Source organism: Johannesbaptistia floridana (genome assembly GCF_057440575.1).
Genome location: NZ_JALKVM010000141.1, coordinates 1 through 19,260 on the forward strand (window position 1 = coordinate 1; position 19,260 = coordinate 19,260).

Genomic DNA, 19,260 nt, shown 5'->3' on the forward strand with positions numbered 1-19,260 from the left:
AGGGAGCAGGGAGCAGGGAGCAGGGAGCAGGGAGCAGGGAGCAGGGAGCAGGGAGTAGGGAGCAGGGAGTAGGGAGTAGGGAGAGAGGGGGAGCTTTTTAGAGAAACTTTTAAGCTTTAGTATTGAAAATAATTAACTCCTCACTTCCGTAACCTGTTTAACCTGAATCGGCATCTCAATATTGGGATACTGTTTCTTGATTCTCAACATAATTTGAATCGCTTTTGCCTTGTCGGCGATCGCCATAGTCGCAGATTGTCTAGTTAGTACTTCTGCTACAATTTTTGCTATAACTTCATTTTTATTAGCCTCTCCTTCTAAAAACTGAAAAATTCTCTGTTTCGCCACACTACCCTTATTCACTCCTGATAAAACTGTCACAAAATAAGGTACTAATTGTTTCAATCTTTCCTCATCATCTTCTGCATAAGTTTCTAGATAATTGGTAACAAACATCTGCATATCTGCACTGGGATGTTCGCTAAATTTCAATAGATATTCTTGTCCATATTCTTCTTTAAAATTACTGGTTACGATATCTCTCCCAAAGCGACGTACATCTTCTTTTGTGCTGTCACAAACTCCAATCATTATCTTGGGTGTCCAATCCTCATTATTTAGCTTATTAAACAAGGATTGGGCAAATTCTTGGGAATCTTCCCATTTTGCCTCTAACATTTTCACCGCTGAAACCATTTCATCTTCATCATGGCGAATACTATCTAGTTTTAACTCCATCATTTGCCATGCTGCTTGACGAATTGCTAGAATTTCGTGATTGGCAAATTTAACTAATTGATTGGCTTCCAATTCTGACCACCAAGATTGACTATTTGCTTGTAAGGTGATGCCCCCTAATTCTTGTGCCACAGGTGATTTAGCACCTATTAAAGCTATAGTTTTGTCTAGGGGAAGACGATTTATCCAATTAGGCATCATTTGAGAGCATAAGATTACTTTTAAATCTTTGTGTACTCCTTGATGTCTTTCCGGCTCAGTTAAGAGGTCAATCAAGTCAATTGCGATTTCATAACTAATTTCGGGATAATTTTGTCCTAAACGCTCAATTATCGGACGAATTGCTTGACGAATATCTGGACTGGAATTAACTGCCATAGCAATTATAAAAATGCGATCTTGGATTAGTCTTTCGTCTGGTAGTTGTCCAAAAATTCTAATGCCAACACTTCTTACTGAGTCGTATGGAGAAGATAATAGAGATTCAATTAAATCTGATGGTAATTTGCTGGCTGGAATTTCGTGATTGAGTAATATTCTTGCCCCTAATACTTGTATTTCTGGTAGAGGATGGTCTAATAAATCTAAAATTACCTTTAATCCTAATTTACGCAGTTCGGGAGTAAAGCTCAACAACAAAGTTTCGTTGATTTCTGCGACTATCTCCTGTTGAGTCTCGTCAAAATCTAACAATGTGGTAATGATACGAATTATCAAGACTTGTGCTGTTGCTTGGTTTAAAATCGACGAACTTAACAATTTACGAGCAAAAGCGCGGGTATCTGGTTGTAAGCTAGTAACTAAACCTGCAATAAAGTCACTTTCTTCAAAAAAGTATTCTCGTTGTGCTTCAATCCACTGATAAGCTTGTTGTCTAGCATGACTTAATATACAGTTAGCTACTACTAAAACTAATTCACGATTTGGTAATTGAGGATTATATTTACTGCAAGCCAGATTAAAAGCAAATTCTGTGGTAATTTCATAGGGTGTCCTCAACAGTTGCATGATAGTAACAACATCTAAACTGTGGCAATATTCTTGATTCTCTTGGATGGCTTTAACCGCAAACTCTTGTACAGGTAAGCATTTACTTTCTACTAACAGTCTTAATAAAGCTGATGGTTGTTGATTCCATAATTGAGGAAATGCTTCTTCTCTAACTTGGGGGATAGCATCCCCTGGTTTGTATTCTCCCTTGCAACGCCAAGCTTTAGGATGGGATTCATAACGAGGACTATTTTCGTAGAGTATATGATTTAAGATAATGCGAGTGGCATATTTATCGAATTGAAAATGATATGAATGATAATCGTATCTGCGAGTTTCTCTGTTATAGCTGTGTCTAGTCCTTCTAGATTCATAAGCTCTTTCTCCATCACTATCACTATACTGTAATAAAACATTTGTTGCTAATTTCACATAATCAGATTCTTTTTCTTCTCCTAGAGTTTTTAATGTACGCCACACTCTCTTTCTTAAGTATTCCCGAGTTTGTCGGCTATAGGCTAATTTTGACTGAGGACGTTTTATTTCTTCTTTAATTGAGTATATATAATCCCCATTTGAGAGACGAACTCCATAGCTTCTATTATTAAAGTTTCCCTCTTGTTTCTCAAAGCGATAAGCCAAAATACCAAAAACCTCACCATCACCACGATACTCCGCCATCTTAAAAATATGGCGCAATTGTTTAAAGTAGTTAGCTTGTAAAGGTGCTTCTTTGACTATTTTTAATAGTGTAGGGCGAATATACTCGTTATCAATCTGATATAGTGTATCAATAACTTGAAATGGTTTGTAATCTTTAGTATCTAAATAGCCTTGTAATGCTGTTTCAAAAGTTTCTGTTGGTCCATTTTGAGCTAAATCTTTTAAAGGGAGGGGAAGTTCGTTTATTTTCTCTAGGCGCAATTTTTGGCGCTCTTTTTCTTCAGATAGTTTATACATTGCTTCCCAAGCAATACGCTTAATATGTTCTGGTTGAGATTTGTCTTTTGCTAATTTTATCAACTCAGAAATAGCATTTTTATCTCCACATTTACCCAAAGCCCAAGCTATACAATAATCTCTTAAGGGTTCTCCTGTGCCTATTAAGTTAATTAAAAAAGGTACAGCTTCTCTTATTTTTAACTCTCCTGCACGCCATATTACTCTATCTAATGGCCAATTTGTTCCATTTTGTTGTGCTAAGCGATTAATAATTGCTTGATGTCGTGGGTCTTTACTGGTAACAGTTACATTTGCTGGGGTATCTGTAGATTCTGTTACATTCCCTGCTGTTAAATTATCGATATCTTGGTAGCCTTTCTTTTTTTTATCTGCAATTAGCTTATCAAAGATTTTTTCTGCTTCGGCTAAAGATACAGCTTGAACTGTTTTACTTCCTTCTTTTAAGTTCTTACCACGTCTTCCATAGCGAAAGTTAACTATGTACTTATCTTCAGACATTTGACACAAATCCACCTCATAAATCTTATCGGAATTGCCAGCCTGATAATGCAGAGTCACTCTTTTTGCTAATTTCATTTTCTAGCGCCTGTAGCTACAGATTTTGTATGCTCAAATTTTATGAGTATTAAAGTATTGCCTCAATTTTACTTGATTTTTTAGTCAATGTCAATAAGCTGTTAAGTATCTAATATGATTGGCTATGTTTCAATCCCATTTCTAGGATTCATTAATTGGAAACTCTTTATTCTCCCCAAATCCCTAAGGCAATGCGTTGTTTCAATCCCATTTCTAGGATTCATTAATTGGAAACTCTGAAAGCCAGGAACTAGATTTGACAATAACTCCATACCCGATTCTGACCTATCCTTTATAAACATCTTTCTTAACATAAAACTTGACAAAAACACCAACTTATGATTCTGTGCTTTTTCAGATTTTGTTTAAGAAAATAATGTATAGTAATATACATTTTATCCACAACTTAAGTAATTTTACTTAAAATCCCTCTCCCTGCGACCGTGCTCCGGTGCTCCCTGCTATACAAGGGTTTGGTGAGTTGCTTATAAAGCATAGGATTCTGACGGGGGAATTAAAAACTAGGGTTTCAGCCACTGAAACAACAATTAACACAAACAAGTTAAAATACGAAAAGTATTGATTTGTCAAGGTTCTGGGATTTTGACTGGAGCCCGGGGATTTTGACCTCGCTTCGAGCCGTCAGAAAAATAATAACACAATCAAACTCAATTACAAAATAATTGTATCGATTTGTTGAGGTTTTTCTGAACCATAGGTTAAGGTTTTACGAACTGCTCCCGCATCAAGTACATAAATTCTTACAGAATCTTCTCTGGGTTGTATTAAAACTTCTACTTAAACTATGGGCTTTGGCGATCGCACTCCTACTCAGATCTTCCACCTTTAGCAAAAGCTACTGGTGGATGAATCTTGAAGTCTTGAAGTCTTGAAGTAAGAAGTTATGAGTAAAAGAATTGATGTTAAACCCTTAGGAGACAAAGATTATAGAGAATTAACCATAAAGAACATTTTTCCTGAAAAATTAGTACATAAGTTCTGGTGGAAGATATGAGTAGGGCAATATTCAAAGGCATTTAAATAAGCTAAAGGTAAATAATCATCAGTCATTAGAATACTCCATTTTATCAACTTGTAACTGAGTTTGTCCCATACCCATACTAGTTTTTCTTCCTACACCAGCATAGAAAGCAAATTGAGCTAAGATTGAGGCAATTCTGGCTTGATATTCATCCCAACAATTAGCCGTGTTATCACAAAATGATAATATCTAAAATATAAATGAATTTTTTCACCCACCGTCCACCAAAATTATCCTATTATGTATGCCTGCTAAATCGAATCAAATAGCCTTAGCCATAAAAATCATAAAACTTCTGGGAGAGAAGGAGCGATCGCCAAATCACGGAAATTTTGCAACAATTAAAACACAACATTAAACAACAATGCAGTTTCACTATTAACTACAAAACTACTAAAGGAGAACAAACTCTCTGGGATTTAGATCGCTCAGAATTACGCCTTCATGATGGCACCATCTATTTATTTAGTTATATTCCTAATCCACCATTTATTGATAAGAATAAAAAAGATAAAGTACAGAATAATTATTTGTTTCGGGTAGATAAAATCCTCAAAGTCAATGTATGCACTTCTACTCGCTGGCTTTATCCATTTCCCACAATTGACATAGAATATCGCCTTTCTGGTCCTCTCAGAAACTATAGCAGTGACCGCAGTGGTGTTAACAACATTGATCACAAACTTTTCCCCCCAACCCCCCTTACTAAGGGGGGCTTTTCATCATTTTTGTCAACATCTATTGGCGAGCTTGCTATATAAACCACGACGTAAACAAGAGAGAATCAAAGAAAAAAATGAGGAAGGTAAATTTGTAATTATTGAAACCAGAGAAGACTGTGTGTTTTGGTTTCGTCAAAGAATATTAAAATATGGTGCTAATGCTGAGGTTTTAACACCACAATGGTTAAGAAATGATATCAAAGAGGAATTAAAAAACGCTTATGATAAGTATATTGATGAAGATGAGCGCTCGGTACTTTAATTAAATCAAGAGCAATAATACCTCTACTCATATCTTGCACTCCTAAAAAAGTACTAAATAGGCCCACAGGCGAAAATCAATTTTTAAGTGGTTAGGATCAATTCTTTTACTCATTACTCATTACTCATTACTCATTACTCATTACTCATTACTCATTATTCATCCACAAGTAAATGAGTGATACAGATGCAAGATCTGAGTCTAGTTGTGGCAAGCTTGTCCAACACAATGGCCAATTTGAGTATCAATTTTTAAGATATGATTTACTAACCAATCAGATAGTTGTTGATGTACTTTAATGGCAATTTCTTCACTAGCGCCACTTTCTCGGTATTCTCTACTCAGATTAGTAAAGATTTCCATAAATTGATGATGGGCTTGTTTATTAGTTTCAGCGATCGCGCATTTATGTTCAAAGGCACATTTTTCTTCCTGTTGAAAATGCCATTCTGTGTAAAATTGTAAAAATATTAACAGCTTTTTAATTTTCGTGGCATCTTTTCCCGCTTCAATTGCCTCTGAAAGGTCGTTAAAAGTAAAAATTAGTTCTTTGTGCTGTATATCTATTGAAGGCACACCAGTTTTTAAAGAATCATCCCAAGTAAATTTTTGCATTTTCTTGTATGTATTTATTTCTATTTTAACTCACTATTTCTTGACAAACTTCCCAGACTTCCCCATTTCTTACTAAACAAGGATTGCAATATATGCAAGTTAGAAGCCGACGATTCTTTTTATTTTAAAGCTTGTGTTACTTACTACTTTTGATGGGTTAAAAAATGAATTGATTATCCTGAAACATCTCTGCTTAAAATTATAGCGTAAACACCACTAAGAATTAAGCCGATTCCAATCCAATGAATAGAGGAAACTCTTTCTTTAAATAAAAATACTCCACACAAAGTAGTAGCCACCATAGTTAAACCTATAACTATTGGATAAGCCACGGAGAGATTAAATTTACCTAAAACAAGAATATAAAAAATACTACTAATCCCATAGGTAAACAAACCACCCATGAGATATAAGATATTTTGCCCCACTCCAAATTTTAACAAGGTTTGGGCTACTGTATTTAAGATGATGGTCATCAAGATTAAAAAAGGTAATAATAGGTAATTTTTCATGAGATTAATTGATGGTAAGTGATGGTAGAAATTATTTAATTAACTTTAAACATAGGTAGAAAATTCCATTGATTATTTTCTTTAAAAACTATAGCACATAATAATTCGTCCTCAAATTCTGGTTTTAATTGGTTAGAAACATTCTCTATTCTTATATGTTTGAGATTCACCTCAGGATTTTGAGATAATAAAGCAACCCAAAATTGATATTCTAGCTCATCACCTGATTGCTGAAAACCTATATAATTACAATTATATTGAGCTAAAAATTTAGCAAGTTCATTATAAAAAAGTTTTCTATCTTTACCAGATTCCCCTAAACCAGCATAGTAAATTTCTTCTCGGTCTAAAGTTAAGATTGAACTTGATGATTGATCAACTACTAAAGGAGGAAGAGTAATTAAAGGACGATGAAGAGGAGTAAGACTATAAAATAAACCAGAAGCTACTAGTAGAGTGACTATAATAATTTTCAGAAACTTAGTTAAATAATTATCAATGACATATCCAACTAGAGGAGAAGCTAGGACAAAAATTGGTAATAACAGTCTATTATTCCATTCCATCCACTTAATTAAATAATTAAATAAAAGATAACAGGAAACTATTATAAATAATAATTGAATATAATTGACAAAATTAGCTTTTTCCCGAGCTTTTTTCCTAAAAATAATTGATGAACACAATAAAATAAGCATTAAATGTAAAAAATTGCCAACTAAATCTTCATGAGGGATAATAAACAAATGATAAATTTGCTGATCAATAAAAGTCTTAAAACTGCCTATAGTAGCATTCGGGTTATCAATATCTATAGATAAAAAAGAATGTATTTTATTAACCCCTAACCAAAAAGGAGACCAAGGTATATTTAAAGCAGTATTTCTTAAGAAATTAGATGTGAAGGTAATCAAATTAGGCTCAATTACCCTCGTACCTGTATCTATGCCCAAAAAATCACCAAAAGTCATAAAGTTTCTGATAAAATGTGGTAAAGAAGGTACCAGAGCTAAAAAGTTAATTAAAATTATTTTAATAATCTTGATACTATATTTATTTTTTTCATTTTTGAATATTCTCCAAGCTAATACCAAAGACAAGGGTATACCATAAATCATAGCGGTTGCTTTAGATACTATGGCCAATCCTAAGCTAGATCCTAGCCAAAAAATATCCCATTTATGATAAATTTCTTTCCTAAAAATAAAATAAGCATAACAAACTAACCATAAGGCAGTGGTTAAGTCATTTTGAGTAGTTGTGGACTGCATAATTGCCATAGGTATAGTGACACAGAAAACTGCTGCAATCATCCCTCCTTTTGGACTGATACAACAGGTTAGTAGAAATACTCCTATAGCACATCCTCCCAATGCTATCCACTGGACAATATTGGCAAAATAGTCACCGCCTGCTAGTAGTTGTAAATGAGTAACAATATAAGATACTCCCGGTTGAAAAGAAATTTGACGTAAATTACCAGAAGGGTAGTGATTAACATTTTGATTTTGAATCCAGTGCATAACTCTAGGCATGTGGTAAGTCATAGAGTCATAATTATTAGGCGGCGCTAAAATAGCAATAATCAGACATATTAATAAAATCAAGATAATTCCAACTATACTAATTGCCCCATCTAGAGAAATTTTATCGCTGGATACAATTTCTTTGCCTTTTAATAGGTATATTTTCATATATCTATTAAATTTTCTTTTGACTCTCAAAATATAAACAAGTTGTCCAAGTAGTATTAAACTCCACATTATAATTATGGATGTTCTTGTCAACTCATTAAACAAACTCAGCATTTCAGTGGATATAATAAATATTAAACCATTGATTAGTAAACATTTTAAAATACTGACTTGTATATCTTTTGTTTCTCTTATTGGTGTATTAAGATGAATAATTAGTAAATTTAATACCAAAGAAATTAGAACAATAAAAGCTAACATAATTTTGATAATTAGGCAAAAAGGTTATATTTTAGAATGCAGAAAATTGCTTGAAATCCGTCTTTCCAGTTAATTTTTTTACCTTCTTTGTAAGTGCGACCATAATAGGAAATACCTACTTCATAAATACGGCAATCCAATTTAGCTACTTTGGCCGTTACCTCTGGCTCAAAACCGAATCTTGATTCTTTTAAATCTATAGACTGAATAATTTCTCTACGAAATGCTTTATAACAAGTTTCCATATCTGTTAAATTAATATTAGTAAAAATATTGGATAAAGTAGTCAAAAATCCGTTACCTACTCTATGCCAATAGTAAACAACCCTTTTAGGATAACTACCTTGAAAACGAGATCCGTACACCACATCAGCTTTATCATTAATAATAGGATTAATCATTATCGGATATTCTTGAGGATCGTATTCTAAATCAGCATCCTGAATTATTACAATATCTCCAGTTGCTACTCTAAAGCCACTTCTTAATGCTGCGCCCTTTCCATAGTTTTTGTCATGATAGATAACTCTATCCAGAATAGCTTCTAGAGAGTTTTTTAGTAATTACCGAGTTCCATCAGTAGAAAAATCATCTATAACGATAATTTCTATATTTTGAATAGGAGAAGATTTCACTGCTTTGATAACTTTTTCTACAGTGTTAACTTCATTAAAGCAGGGGATTATAACTGATAATTTCATAAAATACCCAATTCCCATACTTACTTTTTGATGTGGGAAAAAATAGTAAAAAAATCTTGTGCTTAAATCAAGGTTATCATCCCTTAAGCTATGGTAGGGGTAAGTTTAAGTAAAAATTAATTATTTGTAATAAATAAACCAGTGTTGTTTTATTTTAGTCTTTTTTTTAAAGTTTAGAATCTGGGTTAGAAATAAATTGTTGCAGCTTGTAAGCAAATATGCCATACTTAGGAGCAAAAAACATTGCTACCAGGAAAATAAGAGTTAACACCACCACAATTGAACCCCCGGTAGAAATATCGAGATGATAACTTAAATAAGTTCCCAATACACAGGCAAAAACACTACTAGCTGTAGAGATTAAGAGCATATAATCAAAGCGATCGCTCAATAAATAGGCGATAGATCCTGGTGTCACCAACATAGCAATTACTAATATTATACCTGCTGTCTGCAAGGCAGTCACAATAGTTAAAGCTAGTAAAGACAGTAAAGTATAGTACATAATTTGAGTATTGAGACCTATAGCTTTAGCGTGGTTAGGGTCAAAACAAAACAGGAGTAAATCTTTACGACGCAACAAAATTACCACCAGAGTAATACTTCCAGCAATAACAGTTTGAATAATATCTTCTTGGGAAATACCTAAGACATTGCCAAAAAGAATATGAAAAAGATCTACATTACTAGGAATTTTGGTAATTAAAACTAAACCCAAAGCAAAAAAACCAGTAAAGACCACCCCAATTACAGCATCTTCCTTGAGACGAGTTTTAGACTTAACATAACCAATGGCCACAGTAGCACCAAAACCAAACAAAAAGGCACCTATAGCAAAGGGAATATTAAGGGCATAAGCGACCACCACTCCAGGCACAACGGCGTGGGAAACAGCATCACCCATCAATGACCAACCTTTGAGGGTGATATAACAAGATAAGACAGCACAAACTAAACCCACAAAGGCACTAACCCAAATAGCCTTGACCATAAATCCGTATTGTAAAGGTTCGACTATCCAATTCCAGATATCAATCATGATGATTCTCCAAAATTAGTTGAGGTCATTTGGCGTAAACTAGATACAGGCAAGCCGCCAAAGGTCATCATTAAGTTTTCTTCGGTAAAGGTCTCTTCGGTTTTACCTTGGGCTAAAATAGTTTGATTGAGGAGAATTGTGCGATCGCAAAAGGTCACAATTGAGCCTAAATCGTGAGTTGACACTAGTATAGTATGTCCTTGGTTTTTCAATTCAATCAACAAATCAATGATGCGCTTTTGGGTCTTCACATCTACTCCTGTAAAAGGTTCATCCAGTAAAATTACCTGACTAGATTGAGCAAGCGCCCTAGCTAAAAACGCCCTTTTTTTCTGACCTCCTGAGAGTTCTCCGATTTGTTGACGGCGAAATTTACTCATTCCCACTCTTTCTATGCTTTCCATCACTAATCTTCGGTCTTTCGCCCCAGGAATCCGCAATAGGTTCATATATCCATAACGACCCATCATCACTACATCGTAGACACTTATAGGAAAATTCCAATCTACTTCATCTGATTGGGGTACATAGGCGATAATTTGTTTCTTTTGGGCGGCGCTTATAGTTAAACCACCAATAGCTATTTTTCCTTGAGTTGGTTGTAAAAAACCCATCATCGATTTAAATAGGGTAGATTTCCCGCTACCATTTGGCCCCACTAAGCCTGTAATTGTGCCCGCTTCTACATGGCAATTGACGTTATAGAGTGCTAAACGCCTATTGCTATAAGTCACATTTAGATTTTCTACGGTAATAGATAGGGGAAAAGTTATCTGTTTCATCTTTATTTCTTTATTTCTTTATATTGAGTAATAGGTATATATAGCAATTCTCATACTGGTGAGAAAGGTTATCCTTTTGAGGCTCCGAGAGTTAGGTACAACCTCATGAGGAAAGAAAAATGCTATAGCGTTTTTTAGTCTGCTGAGAGGGAATTACTAACTTTTACTTCCTGCCAGTAAACCATTAGTAATTGTGCGAACATCGTATTCTAGTAAGTCTAAAAAGGTGGGAACAGGTCCTTCTGCTGTAGAAAGTGAATCTACATAGAGATTCCCTCCAAATCTGGCCCCTGTAGTTTTAGCTACCTGTTTTTGACCTTCATCGCTGACGGTACTCTCGCAAAAAATAGTTGGGACATCGTTTGTTTCTACTTTTTCAATTACAGTTTGTAGCTGTTTCGGGGTAAACTGTTGTTCCGCATTAATTGGCCAAATATAAATCTCTTGTAGACCATAATCTCTAGCTAAATAAGAAAATGCTCCTTCACAACTAACTAGGTAGCGCTGATTCTCGGGAACTTTTTGCAAATCTTCCCGTAATTGCTGGTCAATTTCTCGCAATTTTTCACTATAAGCCTCGGCATTAGCATTATAGGTGTCTGCATTCTCTGGGTCTAATTCTACAAAAGCTTTGCGAATATTCTCCACATAAATTAAGGCGTTTTGCGGTGACATCCAAGCATGGGGATTAGGTTTATCACTATAGGGCCCTTCGGCGATCGCGATTGGTTCTATTCCTTCTGTGATAATCACCGCCGGAACATCTTCTAAATTCCCCAAAAATTGCTCAAACCAGCGTTCTAGATTCATGCCGTTATATAAAATCAGCGAGGCATCCTGTGCTCTAATCAAGTCACTTGGTGTCGGTTCATAACCGTGAATTTCTGCCCCAATTCTGGTTACAGATTCTACGATTAGTTTGTCTCCCCCTACGTTTTGAGCCATATCTGCCAAGATCGTAAATGTGGTCAACACTTTCTTTTTTTCTTCTACCTTTACAGATGTTTCTCTTGCCTCTGTTGCTTCATTTTCGGTGTTGTTGGTGGGATTGGTTACCTCTGTGTTGCCACATCCTCCTAACCACACCCCTACACTCAGGCTTAAGGCAAGTATATAGCCCTTTTTGAAAAAATTTGTTATCATTTTTTATCATGTATAATTGCCATTACTCTTACTTCTACTTTTCATATTCTTTTCATAATTGTACTCATTAGCAGCACCAAGAGTAAAGAAAATTATGTTAAGTTTTGTTAAGTAGGAGTTTAAATCTTAATAATAAAGAGATAGAAGGAGTTTTATTTCTTTCTATCTCTTGTAAATATTTAGCTAATTAAAAATGTTGTTTGGAGATACAACTATTAAACTATCTAATTAATAATATCTAGAATCTTATTTCTGATAGATTCAAAGAAGTTTTCTGTCTTATCTTCTAATTGGTTACCAGTTTCTTGAACTGTTTCTTGAATTTTACCGATATCTTTCTGAATCTCTCCTTGGATTTGTTTCGGATTAGTAGTAAATTGGTCACCTACTCTATCAAAGGATTCTTGAATTTCTTCTTTTATATTGTTACTGGTTTCTTGTATATTACCGATATCTTTCTGAATTTCTCCTTGGATTTGTTTAGTAGTAGCATCAAATTGGTCACTTACTCTATCAAAGGATTCTTGAATTTCTTCTTTGAAAGTATTACCCGTTTCTTCGACTGTACCGATATCTTTCTGAAGTTCTCCTTGGAATTGTTTAGTTTTAGCATCAAATTGGTCGCCTACTCTATCAGCAGATTGTTGCATGTCTTGTTTTGCATCATTGATTGCTGTTTGAGCTTTACCAATATTTTTTTGAATTTCTCCTTGGATTTGTGTGGTGGTAGAATCAAATTGATTACCTAGTTTATCAGCAGATTGTTCAATGTCAGCTTTGATATTCTCTATTGCTGTTTGAGTTTTATCAATATCTTGTTTGATATTGCCCTCAATTTGATTTTGTAAACCAGAATTACCCAAATCATCTACTAAATCATCTGCAAAGGAAGTAGCAGGAGAAAGTAAGAACAAGGCTAAGAACAAAGTACAAAAAAGCAACAATTTAGCAATATTTTTTTGTAAGTTCTCGACAAACGTTTGATTAATCATGAAAAAATCCTTTTTATGAAATATACACTTAAAAAGTATATCACTAAGATTTATCTAATTAATCGCTCTCTAGCCAGAAATTATAGCAATGACCAAATAGATGTTTACAGTTATCATGAAAAGCCCCCTTCTCATATCTTGTACTCCTAAAAATTACAGAATTGGCGGACAAGGAAGAATCAATTTTTAAGCGCTTAGCATTAATTCTCTTACTCATTACTTCAAAACTCATTACTTCAAAACTCATTACTCAACCACAACCAGCAACTTTTGGGCTTTGGTGCAAGATCTGAGTTAGGGGTTAGTTTGCATAAACATCGCCAATACTAGACAAAGTAAATTTTGTCAATCAGCAAAATTTAGTACAAGAGTACTGATGTAAATTATTTAAAACTTTTTAACACCTAAATAGTAATCTTTTCAGTAAAATGTTAAAATTTTTAACATTTATGGTATTTGTGCTACTATCTACAGTGGTGATGAGTAAGCAGTGCGAAATGTAAAAAATATGGTGGAGGAGTGAAAAAAACTGATGCAACCAACGACAAATAAATGGAGAAATCCTCAGCCTTTGCGCATTGGTGTAATTGGCGTAGGCAACATGGGACAGCATCACACTCGTGTTTTAAGTTTAATCAAAGATGTAGACTTAGTGGGTGTAGCTGATATTAATGTAGAAAGAGGGTTAGATATAGCGAGTAAATATCGCATTCGCTTTTTTGAAAGTTATTTAGAGTTATTACCTCATGTAGATGCAGTGTGTGTAGCGGTACCTACTCGCTTACATCATCAAGTAGGCATAGACTGTTTACAAGCTGGGGTACATGTATTAATCGAAAAGCCCATTGCCGCTAACATAGAAGAAGCTGAATCATTAGTAAATGCGGCAGCAGAATCTCAAGCAATTTTACAAGTAGGTCATATTGAACGTTTTAACCCAGCCTTTTTAGAATTAAGCAAAGTCATCAAAACAGAAGAAATTTTAGCTATAGAAGCACATCGGATGAGTCCATATTCAGATAGGGCCAATGATGTCTCAGTAGTGTTAGATTTAATGATTCATGATATAGATCTTTTATTAGAATTAGTTCCATCACCAGTAATTAAGCTTACAGCATCTGGTAATAGTTCCTTTACCTCTGGTAATTTAGATTATGTAACAGCTATTTTACAATTTGCTAATGGTTTAGTGGGAACAATTACCGCTTCTAAGGTGACTCATCGGAAAATTCGTCGGATTATGGCACATTGTAAAAATTCCCTCACAGAAGCCGATTTTCTCAACAACGATATTCTAATTCATCGTCAAACAACAGCAAACTATACAACAGACTATGGACAAATACTCTATCGTCAAGATGGGTTAATTGAAAAAGTATATACTTCTAATATAGAACCTCTCCATGCCGAACTAGAGCATTTTGTTAATTGTGTAAGAGGTGGCAATCAACCTTCGGTGGGAGGAGAACAAGCCTTGAAAGCTTTACGTTTAGCTAGTACAATTGAACAAATGGCTTTAGATAATCAAGTATGGAAGCATCCTGACTGGGATTATCAATCCGCTAGTAAATTACCAGTAATGGATTAATAATTTAAAAAATCGATTATGTCTTTAGCTTCTTGGCGTTCTCCCCTGAGTCACGCTTTACATCGGAATCGTAGTTTACCAAACGCTCGTTATTTACAATTAGCCACAATTGCTGCTAATGGGCGTCCTCGTAATCGTACTGTTGTATTTCGTGCCTTTAGGGAAAATACCAATCAATTGCAAATAGTTACTGATAGTCGTAGTGATAAGATTCCCGAACTTAATTTAAACCCTTGGGTAGAGATTTGTTGGTATTTTCCCAAAACTCGGGAACAATTCCGCTTGAGTGGGAAAATTATCATCGTCGATGCTTCTACCCAAGATCCCGAGTTACAATTGACTCGCAACTTAAGTTGGAGTAAGCTTTCAGACAGTGCTAGAGTTCAGTTTGCTTGGCCACATCCTAAACAACCTCGGGATGAAAATGAACATAAATTTGAAAAAGAAGCACCAGATGTTGAGCAACCCTTGGATAATTTTTGCTTATTACTCTTAGATGCGATCGCTGTTGACCATTTAGATTTGCGTGGTCAACCACAAAATCGCCGTTTATATACACTTACTGAAGCTAATGATTGGATTTGCCAAGAGGTAAATCCTTAGATTCCCGTTCCATCTAAAAATTCTCTGATATTCTTATCTTCTAGAGAGCAACAGTAAGAATTACTTACTAAACAGGTTTCGTCTGTTTGGGACTTTTGTAAGTGGTTTAACTGTTTTTCTAAAGACTCAATTCTATCAACTAGACTACGAATTACAGCAGCTTCTGAATCTGGTAGATTACCATGCTCTAAAGGATCAACCTTCACTCCCGAGCGATAAACAACTCTCCCAGGCACCCCGACAACAGTACAATCAGAAGGAACATTTCTTAACACTACTGAGCCTGCCCCGATGCGTACATCATTACCTATTTGAATATTACCTAAGACTTTAGCGCCAGCGCCTACTACTACATTATTTCCTAAAGTTGGGTGGCGTTTACCACTCTCTTTCCCTGTTCCTCCCAGGGTCACACCTTGATAAATTAGAGAATAATCTCCAATAATTGCTGTCTCGCCAATGACTACGCCCATACCGTGGTCTATGAATACGCCTTGGCCAATTTCTGCCCCTGGATGAATTTCGATTCCGGTGACCAAGCGAGATATATGGGAAATTAAACGCGGGACAAAAGGAGTACCCATCTTATATAGTTTATGAGCTAGACGGTGAAACCACAATGCTTGTAAACCTGGATAGCAGAATAATACTTCTAACCAGTTACGAGCCGCAGGGTCTCTTTCAAAAATGATTTGGAAGTCAGCAATGAGATGAGATAGCACGATTTTCCTACTGTTAAGTTGTCTTAATTATTTTTTATTTTATCGTTTAATTGTTCATTTTCCATAATCAGATTTATAGAAAAATCCGAACCTTGATAATTAAGTAAAATAGATTTGTTAAACTTATGGCTTTTGTTGAACATGATAGAGAGTTTTGTTAATAAAATTATGGGTGTTTCTACAGATAGTAATCCTGAGAGTATAAATCAACAGACAGTACCAACTAATCAACTAGACTGGCAAGCGTTGTTGAGTTACAAGGCAGGAACATTACTGCAAATAGGCTTGATGGTTTTAACTCTTTGGGGTCTTAATCAGTTGGTGCTACAATTAGAAAATAGTTCTTCACCAAGTTGGTTGGTTTCGGCAATAGGAATCGCTTTCTTTACATTGATTAGTATTCGCTCCCGTATTTTTTCTCCTCTAGATAATACACGCTCTCGAAAAACTTATAGTGAAGTGAAAAGACCAGATTGGGCACCAGCCCCCATCGTATTTCCTATAGTGTGGATGGCGATCGCTGTTTTAAGAGTAATCTCTACCTGGTTAATTTGGCAACAATTCCAGCACAACTTCCTAGCAATACCTCTATTGATTTTTGTATTCCATTTAGCTGTAGGAGATACTTGGAATACTATTTTTACTGTAGAAGGTCGTTTAGGGGCAGGAGTTGTAGCTGTTATTAGTGGACCTTGGCTGTCTGTAGGGATTCTTACTCTTACCTATTGGTATTTTTCTCCTTTAGCAGGTTTGATTATTGCTCCTTCCTGGCTATGGTTGACTGTAGCTACAGCTTTAGTAATCAGCATTTGGCGGTTCAATGGTAGTGAACCTCTTTATCCTGTTAAGATGATTGCAGATACAAAAATCTACAGTGATTAATTCTGGTTATAATGATAGTAAGAATTAAGCACAATCTTCTTAGTTAACTAAGAAGAAACTCCTTACTCATGTAACAATATACTGGTAAAATCAATGGTTACCAAAAAAATATTCAACTACACTATAGGCTCTCTGGTTAGTCTAACATTATTAGCACCCCTCCCCCTGTTGGCTCAATCTAACAGTAATACCACAGAGGGAACACCAATACCAGCTACGGAAATAGAACCACCAGAATTCAATGAAGGGACAGCAGAAGATCTCAATAATTTACAACAACAAACTAATCGCAGTAATAACTGGGGTATAGGAGGAAGAGCCCCTACTAATACTATCCCAGAATCACCATACAGAGAAACAGGCGCAGAACTAGGAAACAAAGAACCTACTAATTTAGATATATATCGAGACCATCGAAACTGGACTCGTACTAATCACGGTGATGAAACCAATCAAGGAGGGAAAATACCTCTAACTCGCTTTTAATAGGTGTCAGATGTCAGGTTTTAGGTACTAGCCGTAGGGTGTGTTAGCGCGAAGCGTAACGCACCATGTATTTTGCGATACTAAGGGACTAAAGTCCAACTACGAACCAGAGGATGCAAGTATAGCAGTAGCAGTAGGGTGTGTTAGCGCCAAGCGTAACGCACACGTAACTTACGGTACTAAGGGACTAAAGTCCAACTACGAACCTAATTTTTAAATAGAATTAAATTATGAGAGCAGTAGGGTGTGTTAGCGCCAAGCGTAACGCACACGTAACTTACGGTACTAAGGGACTAAAGTCCAACTACGAACCTAATTTTTAAATAGAATTAAATTATGAGAGCAGTAGGGTGTGTTAGCGCCAAGCGTAACGCACACGTAACTTACGGTACTAAGGGACTAAAGTCCAACTACGAACCTAATTTTTAAATAGAATTAAATTATGAGAGCAGTAGGGTGTGTTAGCGCCAAGCGTAACGCACACGTAACTTACGGTACTAAGGGACTAAAGTCCAACTACGAACCTAATTTTTAAATAGAATTAAATTATGAGAGAAAATCATCAATCTGCCTTTTTACCAGAATCGTGGCCTTTTCAGTTAGATTGGTTGCCACCTTCAACTTATTTGGTAGGCGGTGCGGTGAGAGATGCTTTACTGGGTAGAAACAGTGAATATCTAGATCTCGATTTCGTAGTGGAGAAAGAGGCTTGCGCCCTTGCTGCTAAAATCGCTAAACACTACGGCGCAGGCTTTGTAATTCTAGACGAAATCAGGGGAATAGCTAGGGTAGTATTTAAAGGCACAACAGTAGATTTTGCAGCTCAAGAGGGGGCAAGTATAGAAGAAGACCTAGGACGTAGAGACTACACCATAAATGCGATCGCCTATAACCCGAGGCAGCAGGCTTTAGTAGATCCTTTTGATGGGAAAAAAGATTTAGTGCAAAAACAACTGAGAATGATTAAGAGGGCCAATCTCCAAGATGATCCCCTCCGTCTACTTAGGGCTTATCGTCAAGCGGCGCAGCTTAACTTTCAGATTGAAGCTGATACTCGTAGTCAAATCAGCAAACTAGCCCCCAAGTTAGCTCAAGTTGCCCCAGAAAGAGTACAATCAGAATTAAATTATTTACTTAGTTCTAGTAGAGGTAACCACTGGTTAGCAGCAGCTTGGTTAGATGGAGTGTTATCCTTCTGGTTACCGGAGATAACCCCGGCAAAAATCGACAATTTGACTAAAATAGATTTATTTCTACTTCAAGTAAGCCATAGTTGGCAACAAATCAATTGGCAAGAAAAGATCCTCCCTGTAGCCAAATTAGCCGTATTAGTAGGAAATGATCCCATTACCGCTGAAGCAAGCTTAATTAAACTCAAATACCCAAAAGAAGTATTTACTGGAGTTAAATCTGTCTTCCAATGTTTACCGGAATTGAGACAAGAATTTTTTGCCCAAAGTTTACGCCTTCAATATTCTTTTTTTCAAAGAATTCGCCAAAACTTTCCGGTATTAGCTTTAGTAGCTCTATCTCAAAATATAGACAATCAGTTAATATGTATGCTATTAAATCGCTACAGTAATCCTGATGACTTAGTTGTCTATCCTCGTTGTTTGCTCACAGGTAAAGATTTAATTAATTCTTTTGATTTAAAACCAAGTCCTATAATTGGTTACTTGCTTGAAGAAATTCAAATAGCCCAGATAGAAGGTAAAATTAGCGATCAAAAAGAAGCTATAGAATTTGCTCAAGATAAATTGCAGCAAGCCACAAAACCAAAAGGAGAGTTTTCCAATTAGATATTATAGTCCCTCCACCAAATTAATAAGCATTCTCAATTCTACATTCTCAATTCTACATTCTCAATTCTACATTCTCAATTCTACATTCTTAATTCTACATTCTTAATTCTACATTCTCAATTCTACATTCTCAATTCTACATTCT

At 35.5% G+C, this 19,260-nt stretch carries 16 protein-coding genes and 2 pseudogenes; 7 read left to right on the forward strand and 11 right to left on the reverse strand.

Features of this window, described 5'->3' with window-relative positions; all coding sequences use genetic code 11:
• Positions 1 to 132: 132 nt before the first annotated feature.
• Both MW688_RS09715 and cas6 read right to left on the reverse strand, forming a co-directional pair.
• Complete coding sequence (locus tag MW688_RS09715) at positions 133 to 3,267, reverse strand: WGR domain-containing protein (RefSeq protein WP_486735773.1); 3,135 nt, start codon at positions 3,265 to 3,267, stop codon at positions 133 to 135.
• Positions 3,268 to 4,330: 1,063 nt separating this feature from the next.
• Positions 4,331 to 4,450, reverse strand: a pseudogene (gene cas6, locus MW688_RS09720) (CRISPR system precrRNA processing endoribonuclease RAMP protein Cas6); the annotation flags it as partial.
• A gap of 191 nt (positions 4,451 to 4,641) precedes the next feature.
• On the opposite strand from cas6, the gene MW688_RS09725 reads away from it, so the two are divergent.
• Positions 4,642 to 5,070, forward strand: a complete 429-nt coding sequence (locus tag MW688_RS09725; protein WP_486735774.1) for a hypothetical protein — start codon at positions 4,642 to 4,644, stop codon at positions 5,068 to 5,070.
• Positions 5,060 to 5,293 carry a WCX domain-containing protein gene (locus MW688_RS09730; RefSeq protein ID WP_486735775.1) on the forward strand — a complete coding sequence of 78 codons (234 nt, stop codon included), beginning with the start codon at positions 5,060 to 5,062 and terminating at the stop codon, positions 5,291 to 5,293. Before MW688_RS09725 ends, MW688_RS09730 begins: the two co-directional genes overlap by 11 nt.
• 201 nt (positions 5,294 to 5,494) lie before the next feature.
• On the opposite strand, the gene MW688_RS09735 is transcribed toward MW688_RS09730, so the two are convergent.
• From MW688_RS09735 to MW688_RS09770, 8 genes and pseudogenes are all read right to left on the reverse strand, one after another.
• Entirely contained in the window at positions 5,495 to 5,908 is a 414-nt protein-coding gene (locus tag MW688_RS09735; protein ID WP_486735776.1) for a bacteriohemerythrin, read from the reverse strand.
• Positions 5,909 to 6,081: 173 nt separating this feature from the next.
• Positions 6,082 to 6,420, reverse strand: a complete 339-nt coding sequence (locus tag MW688_RS09740; RefSeq protein ID WP_486735777.1) for a DMT family transporter — start codon at positions 6,418 to 6,420, stop codon at positions 6,082 to 6,084.
• Positions 6,421 to 6,455: 35 nt separating this feature from the next.
• Positions 6,456 to 8,114: a glycosyltransferase family 39 protein gene (locus tag MW688_RS09745; protein WP_486735778.1), complete on the reverse strand. Its 1,659-nt coding sequence runs from the start codon at positions 8,112 to 8,114 to the stop codon at positions 6,456 to 6,458.
• A gap of 272 nt (positions 8,115 to 8,386) precedes the next feature.
• Positions 8,387 to 9,094 (reverse strand): annotated as a pseudogene (locus MW688_RS09750) (glycosyltransferase family 2 protein).
• Positions 9,095 to 9,242: 148 nt separating this feature from the next.
• Positions 9,243 to 10,115, reverse strand: coding sequence for a metal ABC transporter permease (locus MW688_RS09755; RefSeq protein WP_486735779.1), 873 nt, complete (start codon positions 10,113 to 10,115; stop codon positions 9,243 to 9,245).
• Positions 10,112 to 10,897, reverse strand: a complete 786-nt coding sequence (locus MW688_RS09760; protein ID WP_486735780.1) for a metal ABC transporter ATP-binding protein — start codon at positions 10,895 to 10,897, stop codon at positions 10,112 to 10,114. The genes MW688_RS09755 and MW688_RS09760 overlap by 4 nt, the downstream gene beginning before the upstream one ends.
• Positions 10,898 to 11,053: 156 nt before the next feature.
• Complete coding sequence (locus MW688_RS09765; protein ID WP_486735781.1) at positions 11,054 to 12,040, reverse strand: metal ABC transporter substrate-binding protein; 987 nt, start codon at positions 12,038 to 12,040, stop codon at positions 11,054 to 11,056.
• A 224-nt stretch (positions 12,041 to 12,264) separates the two neighbouring features.
• Positions 12,265 to 13,032 (reverse strand): hypothetical protein, encoded by a 768-nt coding sequence (locus tag MW688_RS09770; RefSeq protein ID WP_486735782.1) that lies wholly within the window; start codon positions 13,030 to 13,032, stop codon positions 12,265 to 12,267.
• Between the two features lie 532 nt (positions 13,033 to 13,564).
• On the opposite strand from MW688_RS09770, the gene MW688_RS09775 reads away from it, so the two are divergent.
• A complete protein-coding gene (locus tag MW688_RS09775; protein ID WP_486735783.1) occupies positions 13,565 to 14,620 on the forward strand; it encodes a Gfo/Idh/MocA family oxidoreductase in 1,056 nt (351 codons plus the stop codon).
• Positions 14,621 to 14,638: 18 nt separating this feature from the next.
• Complete coding sequence (locus tag MW688_RS09780) at positions 14,639 to 15,223, forward strand: Npun_F5749 family FMN-dependent PPOX-type flavoprotein (protein WP_486735784.1); 585 nt, start codon at positions 14,639 to 14,641, stop codon at positions 15,221 to 15,223.
• On the opposite strand, the gene cysE is transcribed toward MW688_RS09780, so the two are convergent.
• Positions 15,220 to 15,945, reverse strand: a complete 726-nt coding sequence (gene cysE / locus MW688_RS09785; RefSeq protein ID WP_486735785.1) for a serine O-acetyltransferase — start codon at positions 15,943 to 15,945, stop codon at positions 15,220 to 15,222. The two genes, MW688_RS09780 and cysE, sit on opposite strands and share 4 nt — an antisense overlap.
• A 141-nt stretch (positions 15,946 to 16,086) precedes the next feature.
• Here cysE and MW688_RS09790 point away from each other — a divergent pair, with 141 nt between their 5' ends.
• From MW688_RS09790 to MW688_RS09800, 3 genes are all read left to right on the forward strand, one after another.
• Complete coding sequence (locus tag MW688_RS09790) at positions 16,087 to 16,827, forward strand: TspO/MBR family protein (protein WP_486735786.1); 741 nt, start codon at positions 16,087 to 16,089, stop codon at positions 16,825 to 16,827.
• Positions 16,828 to 16,920: 93 nt separating this feature from the next.
• Entirely contained in the window at positions 16,921 to 17,313 is a 393-nt protein-coding gene (locus tag MW688_RS09795) for a hypothetical protein (protein ID WP_486735787.1), read from the forward strand.
• Between the two features lie 545 nt (positions 17,314 to 17,858).
• Positions 17,859 to 19,112 carry a tRNA nucleotidyltransferase/poly(A) polymerase-related protein gene (locus MW688_RS09800; protein ID WP_486735788.1) on the forward strand — a complete coding sequence of 418 codons (1,254 nt, stop codon included), beginning with the start codon at positions 17,859 to 17,861 and terminating at the stop codon, positions 19,110 to 19,112.
• Positions 19,113 to 19,260: the final 148 nt, after the last annotated feature.